Origin of the sequence: Parabacteroides sp. AM58-2XD, from assembly GCF_003463685.1 — a bacterium.
In the GTDB taxonomy this organism is placed as follows: domain Bacteria; phylum Bacteroidota; class Bacteroidia; order Bacteroidales; family Tannerellaceae; genus Parabacteroides; species Parabacteroides segnis.
Map to the genome: position 1 here is coordinate 42,777 of NZ_QSDP01000019.1, position 25,718 is coordinate 68,494.

18 protein-coding genes are annotated in these 25,718 nt (G+C 43.8%); 9 read left to right on the forward strand and 9 right to left on the reverse strand.

Annotated elements, in window-relative coordinates; genetic code table 11:
* Positions 1-262 precede the first annotated feature (262 nt).
* On the forward strand, positions 263-862 hold the full coding sequence (locus tag DXA15_RS06630) for a recombinase family protein (protein WP_128133502.1): 600 nt from the start codon (positions 263-265) through the stop codon (positions 860-862).
* On the opposite strand, the gene corA is transcribed toward DXA15_RS06630, so the two are convergent.
* Genes corA through DXA15_RS06645 form a run of 3 tightly spaced genes read right to left on the reverse strand, consistent with a single transcriptional unit; the run spans position 859 to position 5,865 of the window.
* Positions 859-1,941: a magnesium/cobalt transporter CorA gene (corA, locus tag DXA15_RS06635; RefSeq protein ID WP_128133503.1), complete on the reverse strand. Its 1,083-nt coding sequence runs from the start codon at positions 1,939-1,941 to the stop codon at positions 859-861. The two genes, DXA15_RS06630 and corA, sit on opposite strands and share 4 nt — an antisense overlap.
* Positions 1,942-1,953: 12 nt before the next feature.
* Positions 1,954-4,425, reverse strand: a complete 2,472-nt coding sequence (locus DXA15_RS06640; RefSeq protein ID WP_128133504.1) for an endonuclease MutS2 — start codon at positions 4,423-4,425, stop codon at positions 1,954-1,956.
* A gap of 15 nt (positions 4,426-4,440) precedes the next feature.
* Positions 4,441-5,865, reverse strand: a complete 1,425-nt coding sequence (locus DXA15_RS06645; RefSeq protein WP_128133505.1) for a PDZ domain-containing protein — start codon at positions 5,863-5,865, stop codon at positions 4,441-4,443.
* A 221-nt stretch (positions 5,866-6,086) separates the two neighbouring features.
* Between DXA15_RS06645 and DXA15_RS06650 the strand changes: the two genes are divergently transcribed.
* Both DXA15_RS06650 and dnaJ read left to right on the forward strand, forming a co-directional pair.
* Positions 6,087-6,671 (forward strand): nucleotide exchange factor GrpE, encoded by a 585-nt coding sequence (locus DXA15_RS06650; protein ID WP_007659266.1) that lies wholly within the window; start codon positions 6,087-6,089, stop codon positions 6,669-6,671.
* Positions 6,672-6,707: 36 nt separating this feature from the next.
* Positions 6,708-7,868 carry a molecular chaperone DnaJ gene (gene dnaJ, locus DXA15_RS06655; protein WP_010803395.1) on the forward strand — a complete coding sequence of 387 codons (1,161 nt, stop codon included), beginning with the start codon at positions 6,708-6,710 and terminating at the stop codon, positions 7,866-7,868.
* Between the two features lie 78 nt (positions 7,869-7,946).
* Here dnaJ and fucP read toward each other — a convergent pair whose 3' ends face one another.
* From fucP to DXA15_RS06675, 4 genes are read right to left on the reverse strand one after another with little or no spacing between them, the layout of a single operon-like run.
* Positions 7,947-9,206, reverse strand: coding sequence for an L-fucose:H+ symporter permease (fucP, locus tag DXA15_RS06660; protein WP_128133506.1), 1,260 nt, complete (start codon positions 9,204-9,206; stop codon positions 7,947-7,949).
* The gene (locus tag DXA15_RS06665) at positions 9,196-10,176 is read right to left on the reverse strand and encodes a glycyl-radical enzyme activating protein (RefSeq protein WP_128133507.1); all 981 of its coding nucleotides are present in this window, start codon (positions 10,174-10,176) and stop codon (positions 9,196-9,198) included. The genes fucP and DXA15_RS06665 overlap by 11 nt, the downstream gene beginning before the upstream one ends.
* Complete coding sequence (locus tag DXA15_RS06670; protein ID WP_128133508.1) at positions 10,176-12,440, reverse strand: pyruvate formate lyase family protein; 2,265 nt, start codon at positions 12,438-12,440, stop codon at positions 10,176-10,178. The genes DXA15_RS06665 and DXA15_RS06670 overlap by 1 nt, the downstream gene beginning before the upstream one ends.
* Before the next feature lies 1 nt (position 12,441).
* Complete coding sequence (locus tag DXA15_RS06675; RefSeq protein ID WP_158579641.1) at positions 12,442-13,455, reverse strand: alpha-L-fucosidase; 1,014 nt, start codon at positions 13,453-13,455, stop codon at positions 12,442-12,444.
* A gap of 104 nt (positions 13,456-13,559) precedes the next feature.
* On the opposite strand from DXA15_RS06675, the gene DXA15_RS06680 reads away from it, so the two are divergent.
* Positions 13,560-14,378, forward strand: a complete 819-nt coding sequence (locus DXA15_RS06680; RefSeq protein WP_128133510.1) for an AraC family transcriptional regulator — start codon at positions 13,560-13,562, stop codon at positions 14,376-14,378.
* Positions 14,379-14,586: 208 nt separating this feature from the next.
* On the opposite strand, the gene DXA15_RS06685 is transcribed toward DXA15_RS06680, so the two are convergent.
* Complete coding sequence (locus DXA15_RS06685) at positions 14,587-15,537, reverse strand: nitronate monooxygenase family protein (RefSeq protein ID WP_128133511.1); 951 nt, start codon at positions 15,535-15,537, stop codon at positions 14,587-14,589.
* 113 nt (positions 15,538-15,650) lie between these two features.
* Here DXA15_RS06685 and DXA15_RS06690 point away from each other — a divergent pair, with 113 nt between their 5' ends.
* Entirely contained in the window at positions 15,651-17,768 is a 2,118-nt protein-coding gene (locus tag DXA15_RS06690) for a M3 family metallopeptidase (protein ID WP_128133512.1), read from the forward strand.
* A 47-nt stretch (positions 17,769-17,815) separates the two neighbouring features.
* Positions 17,816-19,933, forward strand: coding sequence for a M3 family metallopeptidase (locus DXA15_RS06695; protein WP_128133513.1), 2,118 nt, complete (start codon positions 17,816-17,818; stop codon positions 19,931-19,933).
* 180 nt (positions 19,934-20,113) lie between these two features.
* Here DXA15_RS06695 and DXA15_RS06700 read toward each other — a convergent pair whose 3' ends face one another.
* Positions 20,114-20,995 carry an aldose 1-epimerase family protein gene (locus tag DXA15_RS06700; RefSeq protein ID WP_128133514.1) on the reverse strand — a complete coding sequence of 294 codons (882 nt, stop codon included), beginning with the start codon at positions 20,993-20,995 and terminating at the stop codon, positions 20,114-20,116.
* 124 nt (positions 20,996-21,119) lie between these two features.
* On the opposite strand from DXA15_RS06700, the gene DXA15_RS26070 reads away from it, so the two are divergent.
* Genes DXA15_RS26070 through mgrA form a run of 3 tightly spaced genes read left to right on the forward strand, consistent with a single transcriptional unit; the run spans position 21,120 to position 25,598 of the window.
* The gene (locus DXA15_RS26070; protein ID WP_233566930.1) at positions 21,120-22,415 is read left to right on the forward strand and encodes a hypothetical protein; all 1,296 of its coding nucleotides are present in this window, start codon (positions 21,120-21,122) and stop codon (positions 22,413-22,415) included.
* Between the two features lie 2 nt (positions 22,416-22,417).
* Entirely contained in the window at positions 22,418-24,568 is a 2,151-nt protein-coding gene (gene porU / locus DXA15_RS26075) for a type IX secretion system sortase PorU (protein WP_233566932.1), read from the forward strand.
* A gap of 34 nt (positions 24,569-24,602) precedes the next feature.
* A complete protein-coding gene (gene mgrA / locus DXA15_RS06710) occupies positions 24,603-25,598 on the forward strand; it encodes an L-glyceraldehyde 3-phosphate reductase (protein ID WP_128133515.1) in 996 nt (331 codons plus the stop codon).
* The last annotated feature ends 120 nt before the right edge of the window (positions 25,599-25,718 follow it).

Genomic DNA, 25,718 nt, shown 5'->3' on the forward strand with positions numbered 1-25,718 from the left:
TACCGGATATAAACATAAAATGTATGCAGCGCTTATTAAAGAATGTTTCATCTTGTTTTCAATAACATTTTCTTTAAATAAAAGGGAAAGTTTAGCATTATGTGTAACGCCTTGTTTTTTAAATTGCTATACTTCTCTTTTTAGCGTTTTTTTATGCGAGGAAACGGGAAATAATGTATGACCTGTCATTACTTTATTGTATCTTCACCGCGTAAACGAAAATGTATTTTGCACATTCAAAATAGTAAGTAGCAGAAGTTTTATGGTAATAGCTTATTTGAGAGTAACTATTGACAAGCAACATCTTGAAAGACAGAAAGATGAAATTACTCGTTATGCGTCAGCAAATGGTTTGGAAATCAGTAAATGGATCACTGATATAGTAGACGGAAAAAGAAAGGAGAGTGAACCGACTCTGTTCCGTGTGTTGGACAGAATGAAAAAAGGTGATAAAGTTATTATAACGGATATTGCCCGGTTTGGTCGTACCTTGTCCGAAGTAATGACCCTTTTGAGTAAATGTATGACCCTGGGGGTTCATGTATATAGTATAAATGACCGTTATCTTTTGGATGACAGCCTGAATACGGAGGTAGTATCGACCACCTGTAATCTGGTTTCGGAGATAGAACACAACCTGATGTCTGTCCGTACGAAAGAGGCGTTGAACCATAAGAAAGAGAAGGAGGGCTTGCAATTGGGACGTCCGAAAGGAACGGATGCCAAGCAATCTTTGCTGGATGCCAACAAAGATGAAGTGATGAACATGCTTGAAAGAGGGGACACTGTTGTCATGATCTGCAAGCATTTCAACGTGTCCAGAAATACTTATTACCAGTTCAAAAGGAATTACGGGATTTAGAACCAGTCTTTTTTTCGCATATAAATCCAGGTTAGTATGCCTGTGAGGAACATGATTCCCCAGGCAATACCATAGCCATATCTCCAGTCCAGTTCGGGCATCAGCTTGAAGTTCATACCCCATACGCCGACCAGGAATGTCAGCGGGATGAACAGGGTAGATACGACCGTCAACCGTTTCATGATCGCATTCATTCGCAGGTCATTGTTGGAAATATAAAGGTCCACCAATGAAGAAATGATTTCCCGGCAACTTTCTGTTGTCTGGATAACGAATTGTAACTGGTCGGCAAGGTCGTTGTAGATCGGAAGCATATCGGGACTGATTATTCCGTTCTCCGTACGCAGTAGTTTGGGGAACTGTTCCTTCAATGGCTGGCTGTTTTTGCGGATAAGCATATATTCATGCCGGCGTTGCTGGATCATCGAACCCATGTTTCCCTGGTCGCTTTTGATGTCGAGCAGTGTCTCTTCGATATCTTCCAGCATTTCTTCAACTTTGGAGGCCGTTTCCACCAGATTGGCAATGATCGTATTCAGCAGGAAAGCAAGCAGCAGTCCGCTGCCTTTTTTTCGCAGGTTCAGCATATCGGATTCCAGCGCTTTCATTGTGTTGGCGAATACCGGATTATTACTTTCAGTGAAAGTGATGACTACATTTCCGGTGACCAACAAGCTGATATGCTCGGAATGTATCTCCATATTGGCATCATAATAGCTGGAATTCAGGATAATGAGCACATGGTTCGCATATTCCTCGATCTTTACGACATGCTGAGGTGTCAGTATATCCTTGGCATCCAGATTGTGCAGGCCAAACTCTTTTACGATACGCGTAATGGTATCGGAGTCGGTCAGCCCGCTTACCTGAAACCAGTTTATTTTGTTCGGATCGACCAGCTTGCCGAAAGAAGAAGTACCCTTTTTTACTTCAGCCGTATGGAGTACATCGGCATTGTATTGGGTGAGACGAATGTCGGTTACAGTCTCATGCTCACCGGCATAATAATACTTATCCGACAGATGCCGGTTAGAAATATGTCTTTTTCTGTGCACATGTGTAGCTTCTTTTCGTCTCATAGATACCCTTGTTTAATCCAGTTCCACAACAGTGATGCCTGCACCTCCCAGTTGAACATGCTCATCGTGATAATGGCGGACACCGGGAACTGAATGCAGATAGTCGCGTATCAGTTGCCGCAGGATCCCTGTACCCGTGCCATGCAGGATACGCACCCTCGATGCTCCGACCTGGATGGCATCATCAATGAAATAGGTGACAGTTTGCAGTGCTTCATCGCCTCTCATACCTCTAACATCTATTTCCTGCTTAAAGTTCAATTTCTTCTCGTGCATATGGTCGGTCGTATCCGAGCTGACAAATGTACTTTTCTGGATTCCCTTCTTGATCTGTCCTTTGCTGACTTTCTCCAGTTGTTCCAGTTTAACCGTACTTTTAATCATGCCGAATGCTACGACCGCCTGTTTGCCCTGAAGTTCCATAACTGTTCCGGCAGAAACCTGTCCTTTCAGGCGGACATTGTCGCCCACTTCGATCACATCGCGGTTGAATGTCTGTTTGGCGGCAGGTGTATTCTGTTTTTGCTTTTTACGCTCTTTCCGTTCCTGCAACTTCGCCATCTTGCGGGCGATCTTGTCATCTTCTTCTCCGGCCGATTCGACAGAGGCCTTAAACTCTTCCAACGCTTTACGGGCAAGTTTGGTCTGTTCCTTTTCTGCTTGTGCTTCCTTGATTTCACGAACCGTATTCTCGATCCTGGCATTAGCTTCGGCCAGTATTCGTTGCGCTTCGGCTTTCGCTTCGCGCATGATCTCCTTTCGTTGCCTGTTTACCTCTTCCAGATCTTTTTCGTAACGGGAGGTGATATCTTCCAGTTTCTTTTCCTGCTGGCGGATATTCTGCCGTTTGCTTTCCCAGTAACGTTTATCGCGGACAATATCTTGCAGGTATTTGTCCATATCGATATAATCGGAGCCGACTTTGGCAGAGGCGTCTGCTATCACATCTTCCGGTAAACCGATCTTTCGTGCAATTTCGACAGCAAACGAGCTCCCCGGATTCCCGATAGACAATTTGAATAACGGCTGCATCAGATGGCGGTCATACAACATGGCGCCGTTTACGATGCCTTCCGTATCTTCGGCAAAATGCTTCAGATTCTGATAGTGCGTCGTAATTACACCGAAACTGCGGTTCCGGTTGAAACGGTCTAGCAAAGCCTCGGCAATGGCACCACCTATCTGGGGTTCCGTACCGCTACCGAACTCATCGATCAGTATGATTGTCTTTTCGTTACAGTTTCTGACGAAATACTTCATGTTGGTCAGATGGGAGCTATAAGTACTCAAGTCGTTCTCAATACTTTGCTCGTCACCGATATCAATAAAAATACTGGAGAATATACCGGTGCGTGAACTTTCGTGCAATGGAATCAATAATCCGCATTGCATCATATATTGTAGCAGTCCGACCGTTTTCAGACAGACTGATTTACCTCCGGCGTTCGGTCCTGAAATAATCAGGATACGCTTCTTTTCATCGAGTGTGATATCGAGTGGTATGACTTGCTTGTTTTGTTTCTGCAATGACAGGTAAAGCAGCGGATGAACGGCACGCGCCCAATCCACCTGTTGTACATTCTCCACAACCGGCTTGATCCCTTTTACCTGTTCGGCAAAGAGCGCTTTGGCACGGATAAAATCAATATCCGCCATAAACTCATATGATTGCAGGATATCCGGCACCATCGGGCGTACAATATTGGTAAACTCCGTCAGGATCTTCATGATCTCTCGGCGTTCGTCACCTTCCAGCTCACGCACCCGGTTGTTGGCTTCCACAACAACTTCCGGTTCAATGAAAACTGTCTTTCCACTGGCCGATTCGTCGTGTACGATACCTTTTATCTTTCTCTTAAAAGCTGGGGCTACGGGAATCATCAGACGACCGTCGCGCATGGTCGGGGTGACATCTTTGTCTACTACGCCTTCCGACTGTGCATTCCGCAGGATGGATTGCAGGCTGCGGGAAATACCGCTCATCGTGGATGAAATTTCTTTTCTGATCTGTGCCAGGGTAGGAGACGCATTGTCTTTTACTTTCCCGAACTTGTCGAGGATAGAATCTATTTTTCCGATCAACTGGGGGAAAACAAGAATGTCACCAGCCAGCGCTGTCAAAGCCGGATAAGCTATTTCTTCATCCTCTTCCGTCCGGAAGAAACGGACAATATCGTTGATTGTCTGTAGCGAACGTTTCAGGTCGAACAATTCCTTTTCGTCCAGCCAGGTTCCTTCCGGGCGTATCCGTTTCAACGAATAACGGACATCGAAAAAGAAACTGGCAGGAAACTCTACCTCTCCATGCAGGATACGGACAAACTCATCTGTCTGTTCCAGACGTTCAATAACGGTTGTATAGTCGGCAGAGAATTCCATCTCTGCAACCCGCTCTTGTCCCAGCGGGCTTAAACATTTATCGGAAATTAAACGGCGTACTTTATCGAACCCCGTTTTCTGTTCAAAGTTTTGTGGGTATATCACGTTTATTTATATGCTTTATTTTATCTCCACCGTAATCTCTCTGCGGATAGTAGGGCGGACGATCATTTCCATTTTGTTTTTGCCCCGTTTAATTTCAAACGTACAGGCATTGTTGCCGGTCGGGTTGATATAAGGAGCATAATAATATAGGTAGGAGAAACCTCCTACATTGCCTGACTTTTGTAGAGCGTCGGCAACCTGAGGGTATTGGAATGTATCCCAGAACATACAGCGTTTGAAGCCGTTTGCGTCCGTGAATTGTGTTTTAGGATCGCGGAATTTCATTGTTTTGGAAATGAAGTTCTTATAGCCTGCTGTAAATTCTTCGGCGGAATAATTCATTTTGTTGTCATTGATCTTTTCGATCACGTCACGCGGACGAAGTCCTGATACGTAAGCCGGCGAATTGCGGTCTACATCCGTGATGAGTTCCAGACGGTCGATGTCATAACTGATCCCGGTGTAATTATAAGTCTTCTGGTTTACCTTATATTGTACATTGCGACCATATTTTACATACGGATATTGCATCAGCATCAGCGGCACATGGATACGGGCATATTCTTCCAGCTTGTAGGAATCTTCCAGCAATTCGTTCGCCTCGCATTCCCAAAGGATGCGACCCGGAACAAATGCCTGGTCGATCATTCGGAAACCGAATTGTAACAGGTATTCTGCTTCAGCCTCTGCCGCCGAATTACCCAGGAACGGGAAAGAATCCATCTTACTCTGAGTAAAATTATAACGGAAAGTAGGCTCTTTCTCTATCTGGATCTTATTGGCTCCTTTGAAGTTCGGATTCTTATCGAAGAAGTAGAATGTCTGTATCAGAATATCCGGTTGTGCGATATCCAGCACCAGTCCTTTTTTAGTCATTTCTTTCTCGATGCAATCATTGATGGCACTTTCCAGTTTACGGTTGTTCTCATCTATCGCTGCGAAAGCAAATGTCTTGAATTTGCCGAAGCTTATAGAATCGGGTGTCACCACTGTCTTGAACGGACAGGTAAAAGTGCGCTCGCTGGTAGTCTCCAGACTGTACATGGAGAAAGCCGAAGCCAACTGGTCTTCAGTGATCGAGTTGACCTTCTTGCAATCCTTCTTAACCATTACCTGTTTGGTCGGGATGGAAAGATTGGAGATGGTTAGTATCACTTCATTTTTACCGGCAGGATTCAGTAACTGGGCTATCTCCTGAGGAGAAACTTCTGCCGACTGCACCCCGTCTATCGCTTCTACAATATCACCTTGCTTAATTCCTGCAAGTTCTGCCGAAGAATAAGGGATAACTCCTGTAATGACAGGTTTGAACTTTCCCCAGTTGTTACTTTGGCTGATATCATATGTGAATCCTAATCTACAGATTGACGCGCTACGGTTCTGTGCATAACCGGTTAAGAATGCAAATAACAATAATATGGATAAAACAATTCTTTTCATAATGCCAGTAATTCTATTATAGTATTAATAATACCTGTTTATACCTAAATCTATAGGCAAAGGTAAAGATATTTTTGTTGAGTATGAATAGTTGGCAGCATATTTGATGTTATTCCGGTGTATGATCGTAAGGATAACTTTTTCTGCATCCAAAGTGTTAGTAGATGAAAGTTGTCGTATTATGCTGACAATTAGGTAATAATAAAAAAATTAAGATAGTTATGAGCAAGATGAATTTTAACGGAAAGAAGGAAACGGCTGAAAAGAATGAATGTCAGAACAACGAAGAAGCGACAAATTTGCAGCAGGAACAGGAAAATGCGGCAGAAGAATGTGCGCAAACTGACAATGTGACCGAAGAGCTGGATGAGTTGAAAAAGAAGTATAACGAATTGAACGACTCTCATCTTCGCCTGATGGCAGAATTTGATAATTACCGCAAACGTACCCTGCGTGAAAAAGCAGACCTGATTAAGAACGGTGGTGAGGCAGCCCTGAAAAACTTACTTCCTGTAGTCGATGATTTCGAACGTGCATTACAGAATATCCGTAACTCGGATGATGTGGAAGCCGTGAAAGAAGGGGTAGAACTTATCTATTCCAAATTTATGGCTTATCTGGCCCAGCAGGGAGTGAAAGCTATTGAAGCGGTAGGCCAACCTTTCGACACCGAAATGTTTGAAGCTGTAGCTACTATTCCTGCTCCGGAACCTGGCATGAAGGGTAAAATCCTGGATTGTGTACAGACCGGATATACTTTAAATGACAGAGTGCTTCGTCACGCAAAAGTAGTAGTAGGAGAATAAGCAACATGCTAGAGGGCAAATAACAACAATACAAAGATGGCTAAAAGAGATTATTACGAAGTGCTGGAGGTGTCAAAAACCGCCACAGTAGAAGAAATTAAGAAAGCATATCGAAAGAAAGCAATCCAATTCCACCCGGACAAGAACCCCGGTGACAAACAGGCAGAAGAAAACTTCAAGGAAGCTGCCGAAGCGTACGACGTATTGAGTGATCCTCAGAAACGTCAGCGCTATGACCAGTTCGGGCATGCCGGAGTAGGAGGTGCATCCCAGGGAGGTGGCTTTGGTGGAGCCGGAATGTCAATGGAAGATATCTTCTCTCAGTTCGGAGACATCTTTGGAGGACATTTTGGTGGCTTTGGCGGTTTCGGTGGTTTTGGCGGAGGCTCACGTGGCGGTCGTCGTGTGAACCGCGGATCAGATTTGCGTGTGAAGGTAAAACTGAATCTGAAAGAGATCGCTAACGGAGTAGAGAAGAAGATAAAGGTTAAGAAATATGTACCTTGTAGCAAATGTCACGGTAGCGGAGCAGAAGACGACCACAGCTCCAAGACTTGTGAGACTTGCCATGGCAGTGGTGTCGTTACCCGTATTGCCAATACAATTCTGGGTCAGATGCAGACACAGTCTACCTGTCCGACTTGTGGCGGTGAAGGAAAGATCATCACTAAAAAATGTGCTCAATGTGACGGTGAGGGTGTTATGCGTGATGAAGAGATCATTACGATCAACATACCTGCCGGCGTAGCTGAAGGAATGCAGTTATCCATGAGCGGAAAGGGAAATGCAGCCCGCCACGGAGGAATAAACGGTGACCTGCTGATTTTGGTTGAAGAAGAACCGCATGCAGAACTGATCCGTGACGAGAATGACTTGCTGTATAACTTGTTGTTGAGTGTTCCCCAGGCTGCTTTGGGAGGAACCGTAGAAGTTCCGACCATCGACGGTAAAGCGAAGGTGAAGATCGAACCGGGTACGCAACCGGGTAAAGTCCTTCGCCTGAGAAATAAGGGACTTCCTTCCGTGAACAGTTATGGAACAGGTGATTTGCTGGTAAATGTCAGCGTATATATTCCTGAAACATTATCAGCGTCAGAAAAAGAAACGCTGACCGGTTTGGATAATTCACCGAACTTCCAGCCGAACCGTACAATGAAAGAGAAGATCTTCAGCAAATTCAGACATATGTTTGATTAGAAGTATTCAACTATTCTCAGATAAATAAGAAAAGAGTAAAGCCGACTAACAGGAAGTTGGTTTTACTCTTTTTTTATTTTAAGAAGACTTTTTAATTGAATAATAAAAAATATACATATAGGCGATTGAAGGAAGAATCATAGAGATGGCAACATTGGATATTTCCTGGATTACTCCCATAAGAGGGGTAACGACGGCCCCGCCTAAAATATTCATTACCATTACCGAACTGCCAATCTTTGTGTGTTCTCCCAACCCTTTCAGGCTTGATGCAAAAATAGTGGGATACATCAATGACATAAAGAAGCTGGTCGATAATAAGCACCATGTACCGAATACACCTGGCATTAATATGCAACAGATTGTCAGAATGATATTAATCAGACTGTAAAAGGCCATCAACCGGACCGGTTTAACCAGCTTCATCAACCAGGTTGCGGATAATCTGCCTAATGTAAAAGCAACCAAAGTGGCGGAGAGCATATAGCCGGCTGTTTTTTCTGTTATTCCTGCATATTGTTGTACATATAATATAAAGAAACTCCATGTCCCCACCTGGGCGCCGACATACAGGAATAAGGCGAGGGCTCCCTTCATGAATTCTTTATTTTTCAGCAGGATTTTCAGGGAGTCTCCTATACGGGTGGCTTGTTCCTTGGTCGTCTGCTGCTCCGGTAATTTTATTTTCCACAAAAGGATTGCCCATATACAGGCAAATACAGCCAGAAATAGATAAGGAGTGACAACACGTAAAGTCTCCACCTCTAAATATGCGGTATATTTGCCTGCCTCTTTCATTTCTGCGATTGTTTCTCCACTTAACTCTACTCCGGAGAAAATGAAAACCGTACCGATGATTACTCCGAAAATAGAACCCAGAGGATTGAATGCCTGTGCCAGATTCAGCCGTTGTTCAGCCGTTTCTTCATCTCCCGACTGTACAATAAAAGGATTGGCTCCTGTTTCGAGGAAAGTGAGGCCGGAAGCGATAATAAACAGGCAAAAAAGGAAAAAAGCATAACTACCGGCTATTGCCGCCGGCCAGAATAACACGCAACCTACGGCGAAAAGTAATAGTCCCCCGATCAGTCCCGTTTTATAACCATACTTTTGCATGATTGTAGCAGCCGGAAAAGCAAAAACGAAATAACCGATATAAAAAACAGATTGAATCAAACTCGCCTCCAATATGGATAGTTCGAAAGACTTCATAAATTGTTTTATCAGTATACCGTTTAAATTGTTGGGAATCCCCCACATAAAAAACAGGCAGGTGATTAAGATAAAAGGTATCAGATATTTTCGATTAACCATTTTCGTTTTATTTTCAATCATCATAAGAGTTCTGTTTTATAAGCCCGGAAGCTGTTATTTGTTTTATTTCGCCAGCCGACTTTTTTGCCGTGTCAAGCAAAGCTGCCATTTCTTCATTCGTTAGTAAAGGAACTGTTGCCAATGACCTGTTTAATCCCAATTCTGTGTATTTATCGGCACACATATTATTAAAAGCACAAAGTTCCCATTTATCAATAAGGTCTGAAAAAGAGTCGTTGAGTAATTTTCCGATGCCTGCTATATTTTCAACAGAGGCCGTCATTCCCGGAATTAAGGGGGTGCGGACCCATATTCGTGTATGTAGACGGCTCTTCCGAATCAATCCGGCAATAATGTGCAGGTTATCAATTACTCTCCTGTTATCTTTCCCTGTAAAAGCAATATGTCTCTCCGGATTTATCTCTTTAATATCGAATAGTAACAAATCCAGGAACGGCAACATCCGTTCATAGGCTGAAGAGGAAACCTGTCCGCATGTATCGAGGGCCAGATGTAAATCCCGCTCTTTCAACTTTCTCGCAAGAACGGTTATAAAATCCGGATACAGGGCTGGTTCACCTCCGGAAAATGTAACTCCTCCGTCCATGCTTTTTAGTAACGCTTCATCTTTCAGGATACAGGCCGATAACGTTTGGGGTGAATATTTATGACCGATGATACTTAATGCTTTTGATGGGCAATGTTCTACACAGGAAAAACACCGGATGCATTTATCCGTATCGATTACATACTCTCTTTTAAGGGAAAAATCAATCGCTCCGTTTTTACATGCCTTTTCACATTGCCGGCAACCGATGCAATCGCGCTTAGTCCATTTTAGTTCCGGAAACGGATGAATCGTTTCCGGATTATGACACCAGCGGCAGTGTAGCGGACAACCTTTAAAGAAAACAGTCGTTCGCAACCCCGGACCGTCATGTGAAGATAGCGGAGTAATCTTGACAAGATTCGCTGCCAGTTCTCTTTCCTGCATTACAAATTCTGATAATTGACCCTTTTTACAAATTCCTGCTGGAATTGTTTATCCATGAATACAAAATGTGCAGAATAGCCGGTCACTTTCACGACTATTCCCTTATATTCATCTTTGTCAGGGTGATGCATTGCGTCTTCCAGGGTCGCTATATCTACTACATTCAAATTGATTTGTACACCACCGCAGGTAAAGAAATGATTGGCAAAAGCCCGGACAAAAGTTCCGCGAGGTTTATCTTCGGGAAAGAAGCTCGGATGAAGTTCTATCTGGAATGAACCGCCCTGGTATTCACTGTAATTCAATTTGGTGAAAGAACGCATCGTGGGTAAAATCCCCTCTTTGTTCCGTCCATGCATCGGATTCATACCATGTGCTAGCGGTTCTTCCGCCTTTCGTCCGTCGGGTGTTGCTCCCAGCATCGGGCCGGCATACGTATGTCCCATGAACTGGAATAGAGATGGACGGTAATGGAATCCTTTTATATTATGCTTCTCTTCCAGTATTTCACGTATCAATGTACATATTTCAACGGTCATATCGTCGACGGAAGCATTATCATTCCCGAACTTTGGCATATTCAGAAAATCCTGCCTCATGATTTCCCTGCCTTCCCAGTTTGTAGTCAAAGCTTCTTCCAACTCATCCAAAGTATATTTTTTATCTTTGAATATCAGCTCACGTATAGCAAACATACTGTCGCATAAATTAGGAACACCCAATACATTCACCGAAGTATAATTGTTTGCCACAGCCCTGACGTCCGTTACGTCTCTGCCGTTTTCTATCGGGCCATGCATACAGAAGGACGTTACTATTTCCGGCCATACTTTGGGTTGCCATTTGTAGGTATTGTTCTTAAATTCGACCAATGCGTCCGTCGTTGCATCCAGTTCCCGGCGAAAATGAGCCAGGAAAGCATCCCAGTCGGACAGCTTGTTTTGAGCGGCATACCGTATCGTGCGTTGTAGCGGCTGGATAGGAACCAGGGAATTGGTATCCTGGTCGCTATATTCTTTTCCTACCGAACAATACCATTGGCATCCCGAATAGGCAATATTCCATGCATCTTCTTCCTTATATCCGGAGCGCAGTTCGCTGGCCCGCATCACATCATAGTTGACCAGCGTAGGAGCGCCGCAACCATGCCGTCCGACTACATCACAGGCATATTCCCAGAAATCGGGGTCGATATCGCTATGCCACATCACTCCCAGCTGGTTGTATCCACCCAGCATATCGTATGCTTCCACTCCAATCCAGCTTACTTCGTTGGTGGCATCTTTCAGTTCCTTATCCCGTCCGCCGAAGCAAAAATAGTTACCGCCATATTTCAGATACAACTCGGCAATCAGTTCGCGGGCAGTCTCTTTATTTAAAATGCCTTTTTCTACATCTGCCCGGTAAAAACGCAGTAGCAGCTGGTCCATGCGGCCGTAACCATTTCCATGCCCAATGATACGTTCCGCTATCTGGAAGAAGTTAATCCATTGTAATGCTTCCAGGAAGGTGGAAGGAGCATTAGACACCAGGTTCCGGCAACTCCGGGAAACCGATTCGTAAATAGCTTTTATCTCCGGGTCGCTTTCGTTCTTTGCCCGTATTCCGGCTTCCTCCGCATATCTCTCTACATAACGGATAATTGATTCACACACAATTTCTGCTGCACAGAGATATTCATAACTATATTGATTGTCGAATGATTGGTATTGTTCTTTATAATGACGTATCTTCTTTAAGATTCCGTTCCAACCCAAGTCGAGCCCAATGGATAAATCCGGACAAGTATGGGTCAGACTCATGCCACCGGCCCCCATTTCTCTTGCTTTAAAACCTAAATCCTGTTTTTCCTGCGGATATTTGAAATAACGCGCCTCGTCCAGCTGCCAGTAAAATTCTCCCACTATTTTCTCATAAGGGTGAATTGCAACCGGGCTGTGGTCCAGAAAGAAGGCATAATCCGTCGCAAAGTTTATCGGAGTATTGGAAAAGCCTGAGACTTTGGAAGGCATTTCTTTGGCAAAAGGAAAAGGGCCTCCGACATCAATACGGCAATTATGGTCATCCAGATTGATTCGTTCGCTTTCCGAAGCGGCAGTATCTCCCGTAGCGGGACTGAAAGTCGCCGCTTTGCCTGACCAGTGATATACCAGAAACTCAGGATTATCCACATAAATATCTCTCTTATGATGCTGTGCCAGTTCCAGATTCCGTTTATGTAAACGCTCAATCCGCCCGCTCTTTTTAAACAGTGTATTTTTCATGTTATTTATTATTTTCTTTAATCATCGTCCCTACTTCTTGCAACGTTTTCACATCTATATCACGAATACGGCCTTTGTAATCGGGACCTATATTGACGGAAAATATATTTTCATACTCTACGGCTTTCAGGTAATCTTCATATATTTTGGAAGCCGGGTGACACAAATTATCGTGCTTGGGCAGAGAATAGAACCACATGGCACCACCTTGATGCGGCGGAAGGAGAGGATAGGTAAATTCGGCAACCAGGTATCCGTTATAATTAGCTTCCTGTTCCTTATTGTACTTACTGGCTTCGCTGTCACCCAATCGTCCGGGTTTTCCCATTTCCCGCAGACATAAACGTCCGGATGGTTCTCCGTGGTTATAGCCTACAAAACAATTCGGTTGGAACTGGTGGACCCAACGGGTTGTCTCTGCATGCGAAAGTCCGCCGTCGCCCGTTGCATGGTCAAACCAGATAAGTTCTATGGGACCGTATTCTGTCAGCAACTCTTTCAATTGAGCCTTCTTAACTTCCGGATTATTACCGCCACGACCTCCTTTTCCGCGTTCGGCTTCCGGCCAGTTCCAATCGCCTTCCGAGAAATAAATCCCCAGTTTTATACCGTATTTGTCACACGATTTGCGAAGCATTGCCATTACGTCCTTTCCCAGCGGGGCATTTGTAATCTTGAAATCGGTAGTCTTCGTATCCCACAAACAGAAGCCGTCATGATGTTTGGTCAGGAAATAGATATAATTCATGCCTGCTTCTTTCGCGGTTCTGGCCCATTGGTCCGTGTCGCATTCCGTAGCACGGAAAAATTCGACAGGCAGTTCTTCTCCGGTCCATTCTTTTCCGGAGAAAGTACTTAAAGACCAACAAATGAACATACCGAATTTCATATCCTTCATCTCTTGTGCTCTGACATCGTTAGGAATAACCTCCTTGCTGATAGACGGTTTTGTCGACTGGCAAGAGGTGGCAGCCAACAAGCATAGCCCTAAAAGGCTTGTAAAAAATGTATTCATGTTATTCTGATTTAAAGTTTGGACAAACTTAGCTATTTGTGTGGCGGCAATCTTGCAAAAAAAAACTTTATATTTGTACAATCTTATCATAATGCATATTTTATATGATTTATTTATCCCAGACATACGAGATTCTTACCGGAGGCTTTTATACAGGAAGCGTTTCATGGAATAAAAAGCGGACAGAGGTGGATAATTGTTTTAAAATCTACCAGTTAACAGAAGGAGAGGTCCGTATTTGCGATGAACAGCAGGAATTTACTTTGCAGAAGGATAAGACTTATTTTATTAATGGCAATAAACTGACCCGTCAATACTGTAATTCTTCATTTTCTACTCACTGGTTGCATTTTATACCGAAAGATTTGGTTGTTTATCAGGGGTTATTGTCTTTGCCGCTTGTTGTGGAACTGCCTGACGTTGCAAAGGGACAAAATGTACTCATGCCGGATATAGAACAATTGCAATCTCAGAGTGCGGCTTCATGCTATAAATATACTTTTGAATTACTGAAGCTCCAGACGTTTATACAAGCCTTTATCATACGTATTTTTGAGCGATATCCTTTGGACGAGAATGAACAAACCTATAATATACAACGTTTGCAACCGGCAGTACGGTATATCAATAAGCATTTTACGGAGTCGATGAATCTGAAAATGCTTGCCGATTTGTGTTGTTTATCTCCGAATTACTTTCATAAGATATTTACAAAGCTGCTGAATACGACTCCGAACAATTATATCGCTTTATTACGGATGAATGCCTCTCTACAACTATTAATCAATGATAAATATACCATAAAGGAAATAGCTTACGAGCTGGGATTCACAGATGACGCCTACTTTTGCCGGGTATTCAAAAAGCACTACGGAATCACTCCCGGCGATTATAAGAAAAGGAGGGGAGAGGTTTTATTCTAAAAGCGAAATACTATAAAAAACTGCTTCCCGTAGAAAAGGTTCTATTGATTGATTGTGAGTTGATTACAGTTTCCTCGTAGTTTCGTGTTTAGGAAACTCCAGTTCCCTGCCCAGGAAACTACAATTTCCTGCGGAGGGAACTACAGTTTCCCAGGCAGGAAACGCGCGTTTCCTCCTAAGGAAACTGGAACGACTCTATAGGCGGGAATCAGAAAGTCCCGGACTCGTCCTTTAACCGGCTGATAGACTGCCGGTAACTGGTAATAATTTCTTCCATCACTTCGGCAACCGTCTCTTCTTTCCTGAACAGGGCGGCGACTTGTCCGATTTCCAGTTCTCCTTCTTCCAGATTGCCTTCGAACATGCCCTTCTTGGCTCTGCCTTTACCTAATAAGGCACGCATTTCTTCGACCGATGCGCCCCGTGCTTCGGCTTCCTCTACGGCAGTTGTGAAACCGCCTTTCACCAGGCGGGTGGGAGCGAGCTTTTTCAGCAACAGCTTCGTGTCGCCTTCGTTGAGGCTGAGGCAGAGCTGCTTGAAGTTTTCATGGGCGGAACTTTCGGCGGTCAGTGCGAAACGTGTTCCAACCTGTACACCTTCGGCCCCGAGAGCAAAAGTGGCCAGCATGGCATCACCGGTTCCAATTCCTCCGGCCGCCATGAGCGGGAGGGAAGTGGCACGGCGTACGGCGGGAATCAGGCAAAGTGTGGTTGTTTCTTCCCGTCCGTTATGTCCTCCGGCTTCGAAACCTTCGGCTACAATCGCATCCACACCGGCTTCCTCACATTTGACGGCAAACAGGGAACTGCTCACCACATGGACGACCGTTATGCCGTGTTCTTTCAGGAACGGAGTCCATTTCTTTGGACTTCCCGCAGAGGTGAAAACGATTTTTACTCCCTCTTCGACCATCAGGTTCATCAGGCTTTCGATTTCCGGATACATCAAAGGTACATTAACCCCGAAAGGTTTGTCGGTGGCAGCCCGGCATTTCCGGATATGTTCGCGTAATACTTCGGGGTGCATGGAGCCGGCTCCCAACAATCCGAGTCCTCCGGCATTGCTCACCGCCGAAGCCAGCCGCCAGCCGCTGCACCAAACCATTCCACCTTGTATAATAGGATATTTAATACCAAACAATTTACATATTCTGTTCATGGCTAATCTATTTATAATGTTAGGGGAACAAAGTAAAATAAAACTTACCTATCTTTGCGTGTCTGATTCTATAAATAATGTGGATATAAATTAATTCTTACAATATAACAGTTATGAATAAAGCGTTTATGGCTGCCAGTCTGGCAGTAGTTTTAGGAGCCTGCAACTCCTCGAAGAAAAGCGATGTGGCCGATGTCGCACCCAATCCGTTCTTTACGGAATATACAACTCCGTTCGGCGTTCCTCCTTTCGACAAGATAGAAGTGGCTCATTACAAGCCGGCCTTTGAGAAAGGGATGGAAGAACAGAAAAAGGAAATCGACGCTATTGTCAATAACCCGGAAGAACCGACGTTCGAGAATACGATTGTCGCCTTTGACCGCTCAGGTGAATTGTTGACTAAAGTGATGTATGCTTTCAGCGGCCAGTCGAGTGTGAATACGACCGACGAAATACAAGCTCTGGAGCAGGAGTTGTATCTGGTTCTTTCCGCCCATTCGGATGATATCAGCCTGAATCCGGCTCTCTTTACCCGTGTAAAGGCAGTGTACGACAAGCAGGCTTCAATGAATCTGAATAAGGAACGGAAGAAATTGCTGGAGGAAACCTACAAAGGTTTCGTACGTGGCGGAGCCAATCTCGACGCTGACAAGCAAGCCCGGTTGCGTGAACTGAATGAAAAGATATCTGTTCTGGAGCTGACTTTCGGACAGAACGTACTGAAAGAAACGAATGCCTTCAAACTGGTTGTGGATAACAAAGAGGATTTGGCCGGACTTCCCGAATCGTTGATTGCCGCTGCCGCCGAAACTGCCGCTGCCGATTCAATGGAAGGCAAATGGATTTTCACGCTTCACAATCCGAGCGTGATGCCTTTCCTGCAATATGCCGATAACCGTGCGTTACGGGAAAAGATATTCAAGGCGTATATCAACCGTGGAAACAATAGCAACGGGAATGACAATAAGAACGTTGTCAAAGAACTAGTAGCCGCCCGCTTGGATAAGGCCAAACTGCTGGGTTATGAAGACTTTGCCGCTTTTGTGCTGGATGAGAACATGGCAAAGAACGAGAAGAATGTGTATAACCTGCTTGACCAGATTTGGACTCCGGCGCTGAAAAAAGCGAAGGAAGAACTGGCCGATATCAATGCCGAAATAAAGAAGGAAGGTGGTAACTTCGAAGCCGAAGGTTGGGATTGGCGTTATTATGCAGATAAAGCCCGCCAGGCAAAATTCAATATGGATGAAAACGAAGTCCGCCCTTATCTGGAACTGAACCATGTGCGTGAAGGTGCTTTTTATGTAGCGAATAAGTTGTATGGAATAACTTTTACGGAAATCAGGGATATACCGAAGCCGGACCCGGATGCTTTTGCTTTCGAATGTAAGGATAAGGATGGTTCTTCACTGGGTGTCCTTTATATGGATTTCTATACTCGTCCGGGTAAAGGTGGCGGTGCCTGGTGTGGCGGATACCGTGATCAGAGTTATAAAGATGGAAAGAAGGTGCTGCCGGTCGTTACCACCGTATTTAATTTCAGTAAACCGGCTGCCGGACAACCCGCATTGCTGAGTGCGGATGAGGCAGAAACCGTCTTCCATGAGTTCGGTCATGCGTTGCATGGGTTGTTTGCTGATGTTCATTATATCGGAGTAGCCGGTGTTCCCCGCGACTTTGTGGAATTGCCTTCGCAGGTAATGGAACATTGGGTGTTCGAACCGGAAGTGTTGAAAGTATATGCCAAACATTATCAGACAGGAGAAGTGATTCCGCAGGAACTGGTTGACAAGATTGTGAAAAGCAGCAAATACGGACAGGGCTTTGCTACGGTCGAATATCTGGCCGCTTCCTTGTTGGATATGGATTATCATACCTTGAAAGAACAGCAGCCCGGCATGGATATCGAAGCCTTTGAAGCTGAAGCGATGAACAAACGCGGATTAATCCGCCAGATACCTCCGCGCTACCGTACTACTTATTTCGGCCATACGATGGAAGGTGGTTATACTGCCGGATATTACAGCTACATCTGGGCAGAAGTGCTGGATGCCGATGCTTTCGAGGCTTACAAAGAAACCGGCGATATCTTCAACCCCGAGGTTGCTTCCAAATTCCGTAAATATGTCCTTACCCCGGGTGGTATCGATGATGCAATGGTTATGTATAAAAACTTCCGTGGCAAAGAGCCGGGTATTGAGCCGTTGCTAAAGAACAGGGGGTTAAAATAAGATTTTTTTATTATCTTTGCGCATGTAACATGCTTAAACAGAACAATATGAAGAAAATGATTATGACAGCCGGCATAGCTGTTGCACTTAGTGCTTGCAGTTCGCCGGAGAAAAAGTCTGAAATCTTAGCTCCAGGGGATATTTTACTAACGGAGTTCACTACTCCGTTCGGAGTTCCTCCTTTCGATAAAATCGAACTGGATGATTATATGCCTGCTTTTAAGGAGGCGATTGCGCAACAACAAAAGGAAGTAGATGATATTGTCGGTCAGACGGCTGCTCCCGATTTTGAGAATACGATTGTTGCCCTTGACCAGAGCGGTAACCTGTTGCGTAAAGTCAATGCCGTTTTCAGCGGACTGAACAGTGCCAACACAAATGATGAGATGCAGGCGTTAAGCCGTGAGTTGTCTCCGTTATTATCAAAGAACAGTGATGATATCCGCTTGAACAAAGATTTGTTTGCCCGTGTAAAGACCGTGTATGATAATCGGGAATCTCTGAACCTGAATAAGGAACAGAAGAAGTTGCTGGAAGAAACCTATAAGAGTTTTGTCCGCGGCGGTGCGAACCTGGATGCAGAGCAACAAGCCCGTTTACGTGAACTGAACAGTGAGATATCCATGCTTCAGTTGACATTCGGACAGAATATGTTGAAGGAAACAAACGCTTTCCAATTGGTTATTGAGAATAAAGACGACCTTGCCGGCCTGCCCGAAAGCCTGATACTGAATGCGGAGGTTGCTGCCCGTGCAGCAGGGTTGGAAGGCAAATGGCTTTTCACTTTGCATAATCCGAGCGTGATGCCTTTCCTGCAATATGCCGATAACCGTGCGTTGCGTGAAAAGATTTTCAAAGGTTATATCAACCGTGGAAATAATGGCAATGATGCCGATAACAAAGATGTCGTGCTTAAACTGGTTACGCTTCGCCTGGAAAAAGCGAAGTTGATGGGATATGACGATTATGCCTCTTTCGTCCTGGAAGACCGTATGGCGAAAACGTCGGATAAAGTATATGCTTTGTTGGACGAAATATGGAAACCTGCCCTGGTAAAAGCGAAAGAAGAACTGGCTGATATCAATGCCGAAATAAAAAAGGAAGGCGGCAACTTCGAAGCGGAAGGTTGGGACTGGCGTTATTATTTCGAAAAAGCGAAGAAGGCTAAGTTCGATTTGGATGAAAACCAGGTTCGCCCGTATCTGAAACTGGAGAATGTGCGTGACGGTGCTTTCCTGTTAGCTAATAAATTATATGGTATTACCTTTACACCCATCAAGGAAATACCGTTGCCTCATCCGGATGCACAGGCTTTCGAATGTAAGGATAAAAACGGCACGCATCTGGGTGTTCTTTATATGGACTTCTTCCCGAGAGCCAGCAAACGCGGCGGTGCATGGTGCGGAACCTATCGTTCGCAGACTTATAAAGACGGTAAACGTCAGGGACCGGTCGTAACGATTGTATGTAATTTCTCTCAGCCGGCTCCGGGGCAACCTGCTTTGTTGAGTGCGGATGAAGCGGAAACATTATTCCATGAGTTCGGACACGGTTTGCATAACTTGTTTAAGGACGTACATTATTATGGTGTATCGGGTGTTCCCCGCGATTTCGTCGAACTGCCTTCACAGGTGATGGAGCATTGGGTGTTCGAACCTGAGTTACTGAAAGAATATGCGAAACATTATGAGACAAACGAAGTGATTCCGGCCGAACTGATTGAAAAGTTGGATAAGAGCGGAAAGTACGGACAGGGCTTTGCTACGACTGAATATCTGGCCGCTTCTTTACTCGATATGGATTTCCATGTATTGAAGGAAGTACATGAGGGTGCAGATGTCATGAAGTTTGAAGAAACTGTTCTGGGTGAACGCGGACTATTGAAACAGATACCTTCCCGTTATCGCACTACTTATTTCAATCACACGATGGGCGGCGGATATACAGCCGGTTATTATAGTTACATCTGGGCCGAAGTCCTGGATGCAGATGCTTACCAGGCTTATAAGGAAACCGGAGATATCTTCAACCAGGAAGTAGCTACTAAATTCCGTGAATACGTTCTTACCCCTGGCGGTATCGACGACGCAATGGATATGTATAAAAATTTCCGTGGCAAAGAACCGAACACGGAACCGTTGTTGAAGAACAGGGGATTGAAATAAAGACAATATTTGACAGATTTGAACTATCCGATTATTGACCGGTTGTACCTGGCTCCCCTCTTGAGAGGGGGAAGGGGGTGTGTTATAGTTTTGCCTTATAACTAGCTTTAACACACCCCTTATCCCCTCTCAAGAGGGGAATTGGTTACTCCCGTACTATAAACAGATAGATCATTATTCCTATCCATGTATCTCTATAATATAGGACGCATCAAACGTCTCTCCCGGCTGTAAATGTTGCATCCAGTCTCTGTCTTTATATTCCCCGGTGTAGTTAACACGGTCGCAACGGCCATACCAGGGTTCAATGCATACGAAGGGTGCATTCTTTGAGGGAGGCGACCAAAGGCCGACAACAGGCGCTGTGAAATATACCGTCAGATAAGAACCGCCGTCCTGTTTCAGTAAATCCACCCGCTTTACCTGGCTGTTTTCAAGTACTAATGCATCCTTATCGAAAGTATGTATATCCAGTGGCAATAATCCTTCCTTGTCAAGTGAAAGCGGATATTCCTTGTCTCCGATACAACCTTTTTCCTGAATGAGTTTGTAGGAAAGTCCCTCATGCCGGTCGAAGGCAAAGAAGCCTCTTAAGCAGCTGTCTTTATCATAATCAGGATAATAAAAGGCCGGATGTGCTCCAATCTGGAAATGCAGTTCCTCGTCTCCGGTATTTTTCACTGTCCATAAGACTTCTATCTGGTTTCCGGCCAGTTTGTATCCTATCTCCAGACAAAAGGGGAAAGGATATAATTGTAATGTATCCTCATTATCCTGTAGTTGAAACCGCAATTCCGTATCAGTCTCTTTTATCAGTTTAAATTCCTGATCTCGTGCAAAACCGTGTTGTGATAACTTGTAAGTCTTTCCGTTATGGCGATATTCGTTGTTCCATAAACTACCTACGATAGGGAAAAGTACCGGCGAATGGCGTTTCCAGAAGGTTGGATCAGCCTGCCATAAATATTCCTTACCGGTTGCGTTGGCAACGATGCTGCTTAGTTCGGCTCCATGTGACGACACCTGAATGGTGAGCTGATTATTCGATACTGTTTTCTTCATCAGATTTATTTGTTTATGTTATTTTCCGTTTCAGCAAAGTTAATGAACTTATTTTTTGATTCTCACGCTCTTTTATAATAAAACAAAACAGAAAGCGTTAAAAGATCATTGAATAGTTGAAAATATGGAACTACACGAAACAAGATCATTTCTGATAAGTGGTATCGCGACTTTGCTTTGCCTCTGTTTTTCGCTCTCGGTAAAGGCCGGTGAACGGTATGCGGATAACTCTGTATTGAGCAAAGGAAACTGGGTGAAAATACGGATAGAGCAGGATGGAATCTACAAACTCACTTATTCTGAATTGAAGAAGATGGGATTTGACGATCCTTCGAAAGTTGCTGTCTATGGATATGGCGGCTGGCCTTTGGAAGAAGATTTCACAAAACCTTATGTGGATGATCTGCCTGCTGTCCCAGTGCTGAGAAAGGATGATTATATCCTTTTTTATGGGCGGGGAACGACGAAATGGGAGTATAAGGAAGTGAAATATAGTAACAATGACAAGAAAAAAGTTTTTGTCCACACCAATAACCCTTATTCTGAATACAGCTATTATTTTCTGACGGACGGGGCAGAAGTTAAAGTCCCGGAGCAAATTAAAAGTAGTGATAAAACGAGCAGTGAAAGAATAGAAACTTTTGATGACTATTTGCTGCATGAAAAAGAGTTGGTTTCTATTAATTTATCGGGAAGACGATTGTTTGAGAAGTTATCCAAGACGGGACAAGTCTTTAATGATTTTGGGGATCCGGACGCGTTAGGTATTATAGAAGGTGATATTAATGCTGAGTGCAGGTTTGTAGCACTCACGAAAGTATCTAATAATGTGGTATTGAATGGCCAGGTAGGTGGAAGTGTCCCTATAACGTCGGATGGAAAAAACGAAGCGTATGTGAAAGGTCAAGAAGTATATTTTACAGTACAGTATGCTTATAAGTCTGGTGATAAATTGAGTGTTAAATTGGAATATAACAAACAGGAAAAACCGAGCGTTGATGGTTATGTCGATTATATTCGTTTGAATGTCAAACGTCAATTGAAAACTTACAATGAACCATATACATTTTTCCGTTCCTTTAAATCCCGGAATCATGCATCCCGATTTGTAATAGAAGGCGCTAATTCAGCCTGTATGGTTATGGATATAACAGATCCTGCAAACTGTAAAATAATAGAAACAGAACTGACCGGCTCTACAATGTCTTTTACTATTCCGGAAAGTAATTCATTGAGAGAATTTGTTTTGATAAGGACTGATCGCACGGATTTTCCTGTCCCTGTCAGTAAAGGGGCGGTTGAGTGCAGGAACCTTCATGGCTGGTCGAATAAAGATATGATTATTATCTCTCCGTCTACTTTACGAAAAGAAGCGGAGAGATTGAAGAAGCACATGAAACACAAGATGGTTTACGTGTAGAAGTGGTAACACCGGAAGAAATATATAATGAATTTTCAAGTGGAACTCCCGACGCAACAGCCTATAGAAGGTTTATGAAAATGTTGTATGATAAAGCGGCATCAAAAGAGGAACGTCCGAAATACTTGTTGCTTTTCGGAGATGGTGCTTACGATAACCGTTTTGTTACGGAATCATGGAGCAAGATGAGTGAGAAGGAGAGAGAGAACTTCTTGCTTACCTTTCAGTCAGAAAATTCGTTAAATGAAGAATCTTATGTGACAGATGATTATTTTGGTTTTCTGGATGATGCTTCTAATGGGAAAAGTGTAGAATCGTGTCCGGTGGATATAGGGATAGGGCGTTTCCCTATCCGTTCGGTTTCGGATGCCCGGAAGATGGTCAATAAGGTTATTCGTTATATGAATAATGAAGAGCTGGGCATTTGGAAAAGTGAAACTTGTTTTGTGGCAGATGATGGAAGTAATGCGGATAAAGCAATCAAAAAAGCGAATGATCATATGAAATATGCAAATGGAGCAGCTCAAACGGTTGAAGATAAAGCTCCGGATGTTCTGGCAAGTCGATTGTTTTTTGATAATTATGCCAAAGACTATTCTAGTTCAAATTCATATTCGGTTGTAACAGACGAAATGAATAAGAAGTTAAGAGAGGGATTGATGCTGATTAATTATACTGGGCATGGAAGCACGACTTCGTGGTCTGATGAGAATGTTCTTACACAACCGATGATAGATAAATTCTCCTATCCCAAATTACCATTATGGATTACGGCGACATGTGATTTTTGTCGTTTTGATGCACTGGCGACGTCGGCAGGAGAGAGCATTTTTCTAAATGAAAAAAGTGGAGGCATAGCATTGTATACAACTGTTCGAGTGGCTTACGGTTCTGAGAATGATAGAATAAATAATAGTTTTCTAGGGAAGTTATTCGATCAAAGCTTGTATCCGGCTTTGGGTGATGTGGTCAGAAGCGTTAAGTCTGAAAATAAATCATTAGGATCGAAAAACCTGAATTTCACCTTTATTGGTGATCCTGCTTTAAAGTTGATTTTGCCTTCCCATAAAATACGTATTAATACGATTAATGGAAAAGATGCGGTTCAGAATTCAACTAATTTCAGAGCTTATGATGAAGTGACTGTAGAGGGAGAGATATTAGCTCCGGACAATTCGGTAATTGATAATTTCAACGGAAAGCTGGAAGTGAAAGTGATGGATAGTAAAATCGAAATTACGACGCGGAATAACTTCAGAAATGATACTGCTTTTAAATATACGGATTATAAAAACCTTGTTTATAAAGGTTCAACCCAAGTTCAGAACGGCAAATTCAGCTTCTCTTTTTATGTCCCGGGCAATATTTCTTATTCCGGTAAGGCCGGAAAGATGATTCTGTATGCTTCGGATAGTGAGCAGAAAATAGAAGCAAAAGGTAACTTTACGAATTATAAGGTACAAGGCACTTCTGATGATCCTTTGGACGATCACGAAGGTCCTGAAATAGTAAAACTTTATTTGAACGATTCGACATTTGTGAGTGGTGACAAAGTAAATACGACTCCGTTTTTCTATGCCCGGTTGTGGGATCAGACGGGGGTGGATATAACAGAAGGCGGTGTCGGGCATGATGTGATGCTTATGATAGATAATAAACCTTTTACCAGCTATAATCTGAATTCTTACTATGACAATATATTTGGCCGGAAAGGAGAAGGTGAAGTGAAATTCGGTATTCCGCAATTAAGTGCGGGAATGCATGAGGCTGTCTTTAAAGTTTGGGATGTCATGGGAAATCCAACAACTTACACGTTCCGGTTCGAAGTAGATGAGAGCTTGAAACCTTTCATCACCAATGTTGTCGCAACTCCGACACCGGCAAAAGGCAATGTTGAATTCCATCTTACACACAACCGTCCCGAATCCCAGATGAAAGTCGGTATCATGGTCTACGACATTGCAGGCCGGCTGCATTGGAAACATGAGGAGACTGGTTCGTCCGAATTATTCAAAGATTATGTGATAGATTGGGATTTGAGAAATAATTCAGGAACTCATGTCCGTCCCGGAGTTTATATTTACAGGGCTGCGATAAGCACTAATAATTCAAAGGAGGCAACGGAAGCAAAGAAGATGATTATTTTATGGTGATTTTACTTACATTTGTAGGAAATAAAAACAAACCATGGAAAGTATATATACAGCAGATGAAAACAGATATGCCGGCATGACATATCGTCGTTGCGGGCGTAGTGGTATTTTGTTACCGGCCATTTCTTTGGGGTTATGGCATAACTTCGGAAGTGTGGATGTCTTCAATAATTTTGTAAAGATAGCTTATACGGCTTTCGATAACGGCATTACCCATTTTGACCTGGCAAATAATTACGGCCCGGTCTATGGTTCGGCAGAAGAGAATTTTGGCCGGATTCTGAAAAAAGGTTTGGGAGTTTACCGCGACGAACTTCTTATTTCGACTAAGGCCGGTTATGATATGTGGCCGGGGCCGTACGGAAACTGGGGAAGTCGTAAGTATCTGATGGCAAGTCTTGACCAAAGTCTGAAACGGATGGGATTGGACTATGTGGATATCTTCTATTCCCATCGTCCTGATCCGGAAACGCCGATAGAAGAGACGATGGGGGCTTTGGCAGATATCGTTCGCCAGGGGAAAGCGCTGTATGTAGGTATCTCAAATTATAATGCGGAACAGACGGAGAAGGCGTTGGCTGTATTGAAAGAACATCGCGTTCCTTGCCTGATCCATCAGGCCCGTTATTCTATGTTCGATCGGTGGACGGAGCCGGATTTGCTGCCTTTGCTGCAAGAAAAAGGTGTCGGCATGATTGCTTTCTCTCCTTTGGCACAGGGAATGCTTACCAATAAATATCTGCATGGAATACCTGAAAATTCAAGAGCTGCTAAGTCGACCGGCCATTTGCAACGGGAACAGGTGACGGATGATAAGATAAATAAGATTCGTCAGCTACATGAATTGGCAATGGAACGTGGACAGACATTGGCTGAAATGGCTTTGGCATGGTTGCTGAAAGACGACCGTGTAACCAGTGTCCTTGTCGGAGCTAGTTCCGTTGAACAGCTGCTGGATAATCTGAAAGCATTGCGTAATACCGTTTTCACCGATGAAGAGTTAGAGCGGATAAAAGGTATTTTGAAATGATGGTTTGGAATTAGAAATAATTGAGCTATCTGTTTAGTGACCGGTTGTAACTGGCTCCCCTCTTGAGAGGGGGCAGGGGGTGTGTTAAAGCCAGTCAATAAAACAAGCCTTGTAACAGGT

What these genes read in the sequence shown, in the direction of transcription:
- DXA15_RS06645 (WP_128133505.1), bottom strand. Translation starts at nt 5,865, where the DNA reads ATGAAAAGAATTGTTTTATCCATATTATTGTTATTTGCATTCTTAACC.
- DXA15_RS06650 (WP_007659266.1), top strand. Translation starts at nt 6,087, where the DNA reads ATGAGCAAGATGAATTTTAACGGAAAGAAGGAAACGGCTGAAAAGAAT.
- corA (WP_128133503.1), bottom strand. Translation starts at nt 1,941, where the DNA reads ATGAGACGAAAAGAAGCTACACATGTGCACAGAAAAAGACATATTTCT.
- fucP (WP_128133506.1), bottom strand. Translation starts at nt 9,206, where the DNA reads ATGATGATTGAAAATAAAACGAAAATGGTTAATCGAAAATATCTGATA.
- dnaJ (WP_010803395.1), top strand. Translation starts at nt 6,708, where the DNA reads ATGGCTAAAAGAGATTATTACGAAGTGCTGGAGGTGTCAAAAACCGCC.
- DXA15_RS06685 (WP_128133511.1), bottom strand. Translation starts at nt 15,537, where the DNA reads ATGAACAGAATATGTAAATTGTTTGGTATTAAATATCCTATTATACAA.
- DXA15_RS06690 (WP_128133512.1), top strand. Translation starts at nt 15,651, where the DNA reads ATGAATAAAGCGTTTATGGCTGCCAGTCTGGCAGTAGTTTTAGGAGCC.
- DXA15_RS06670 (WP_128133508.1), bottom strand. Translation starts at nt 12,440, where the DNA reads ATGAAAAATACACTGTTTAAAAAGAGCGGGCGGATTGAGCGTTTACAT.
- DXA15_RS06675 (WP_158579641.1), bottom strand. Translation starts at nt 13,455, where the DNA reads ATGAATACATTTTTTACAAGCCTTTTAGGGCTATGCTTGTTGGCTGCC.
- DXA15_RS06695 (WP_128133513.1), top strand. Translation starts at nt 17,816, where the DNA reads ATGAAGAAAATGATTATGACAGCCGGCATAGCTGTTGCACTTAGTGCT.
- DXA15_RS26070 (WP_233566930.1), top strand. Translation starts at nt 21,120, where the DNA reads ATGGAACTACACGAAACAAGATCATTTCTGATAAGTGGTATCGCGACT.
- DXA15_RS06680 (WP_128133510.1), top strand. Translation starts at nt 13,560, where the DNA reads ATGATTTATTTATCCCAGACATACGAGATTCTTACCGGAGGCTTTTAT.
- DXA15_RS06665 (WP_128133507.1), bottom strand. Translation starts at nt 10,176, where the DNA reads ATGCAGGAAAGAGAACTGGCAGCGAATCTTGTCAAGATTACTCCGCTA.
- mgrA (WP_128133515.1), top strand. Translation starts at nt 24,603, where the DNA reads ATGGAAAGTATATATACAGCAGATGAAAACAGATATGCCGGCATGACA.
- DXA15_RS06700 (WP_128133514.1), bottom strand. Translation starts at nt 20,995, where the DNA reads ATGAAGAAAACAGTATCGAATAATCAGCTCACCATTCAGGTGTCGTCA.
- DXA15_RS06630 (WP_128133502.1), top strand. Translation starts at nt 263, where the DNA reads ATGGTAATAGCTTATTTGAGAGTAACTATTGACAAGCAACATCTTGAA.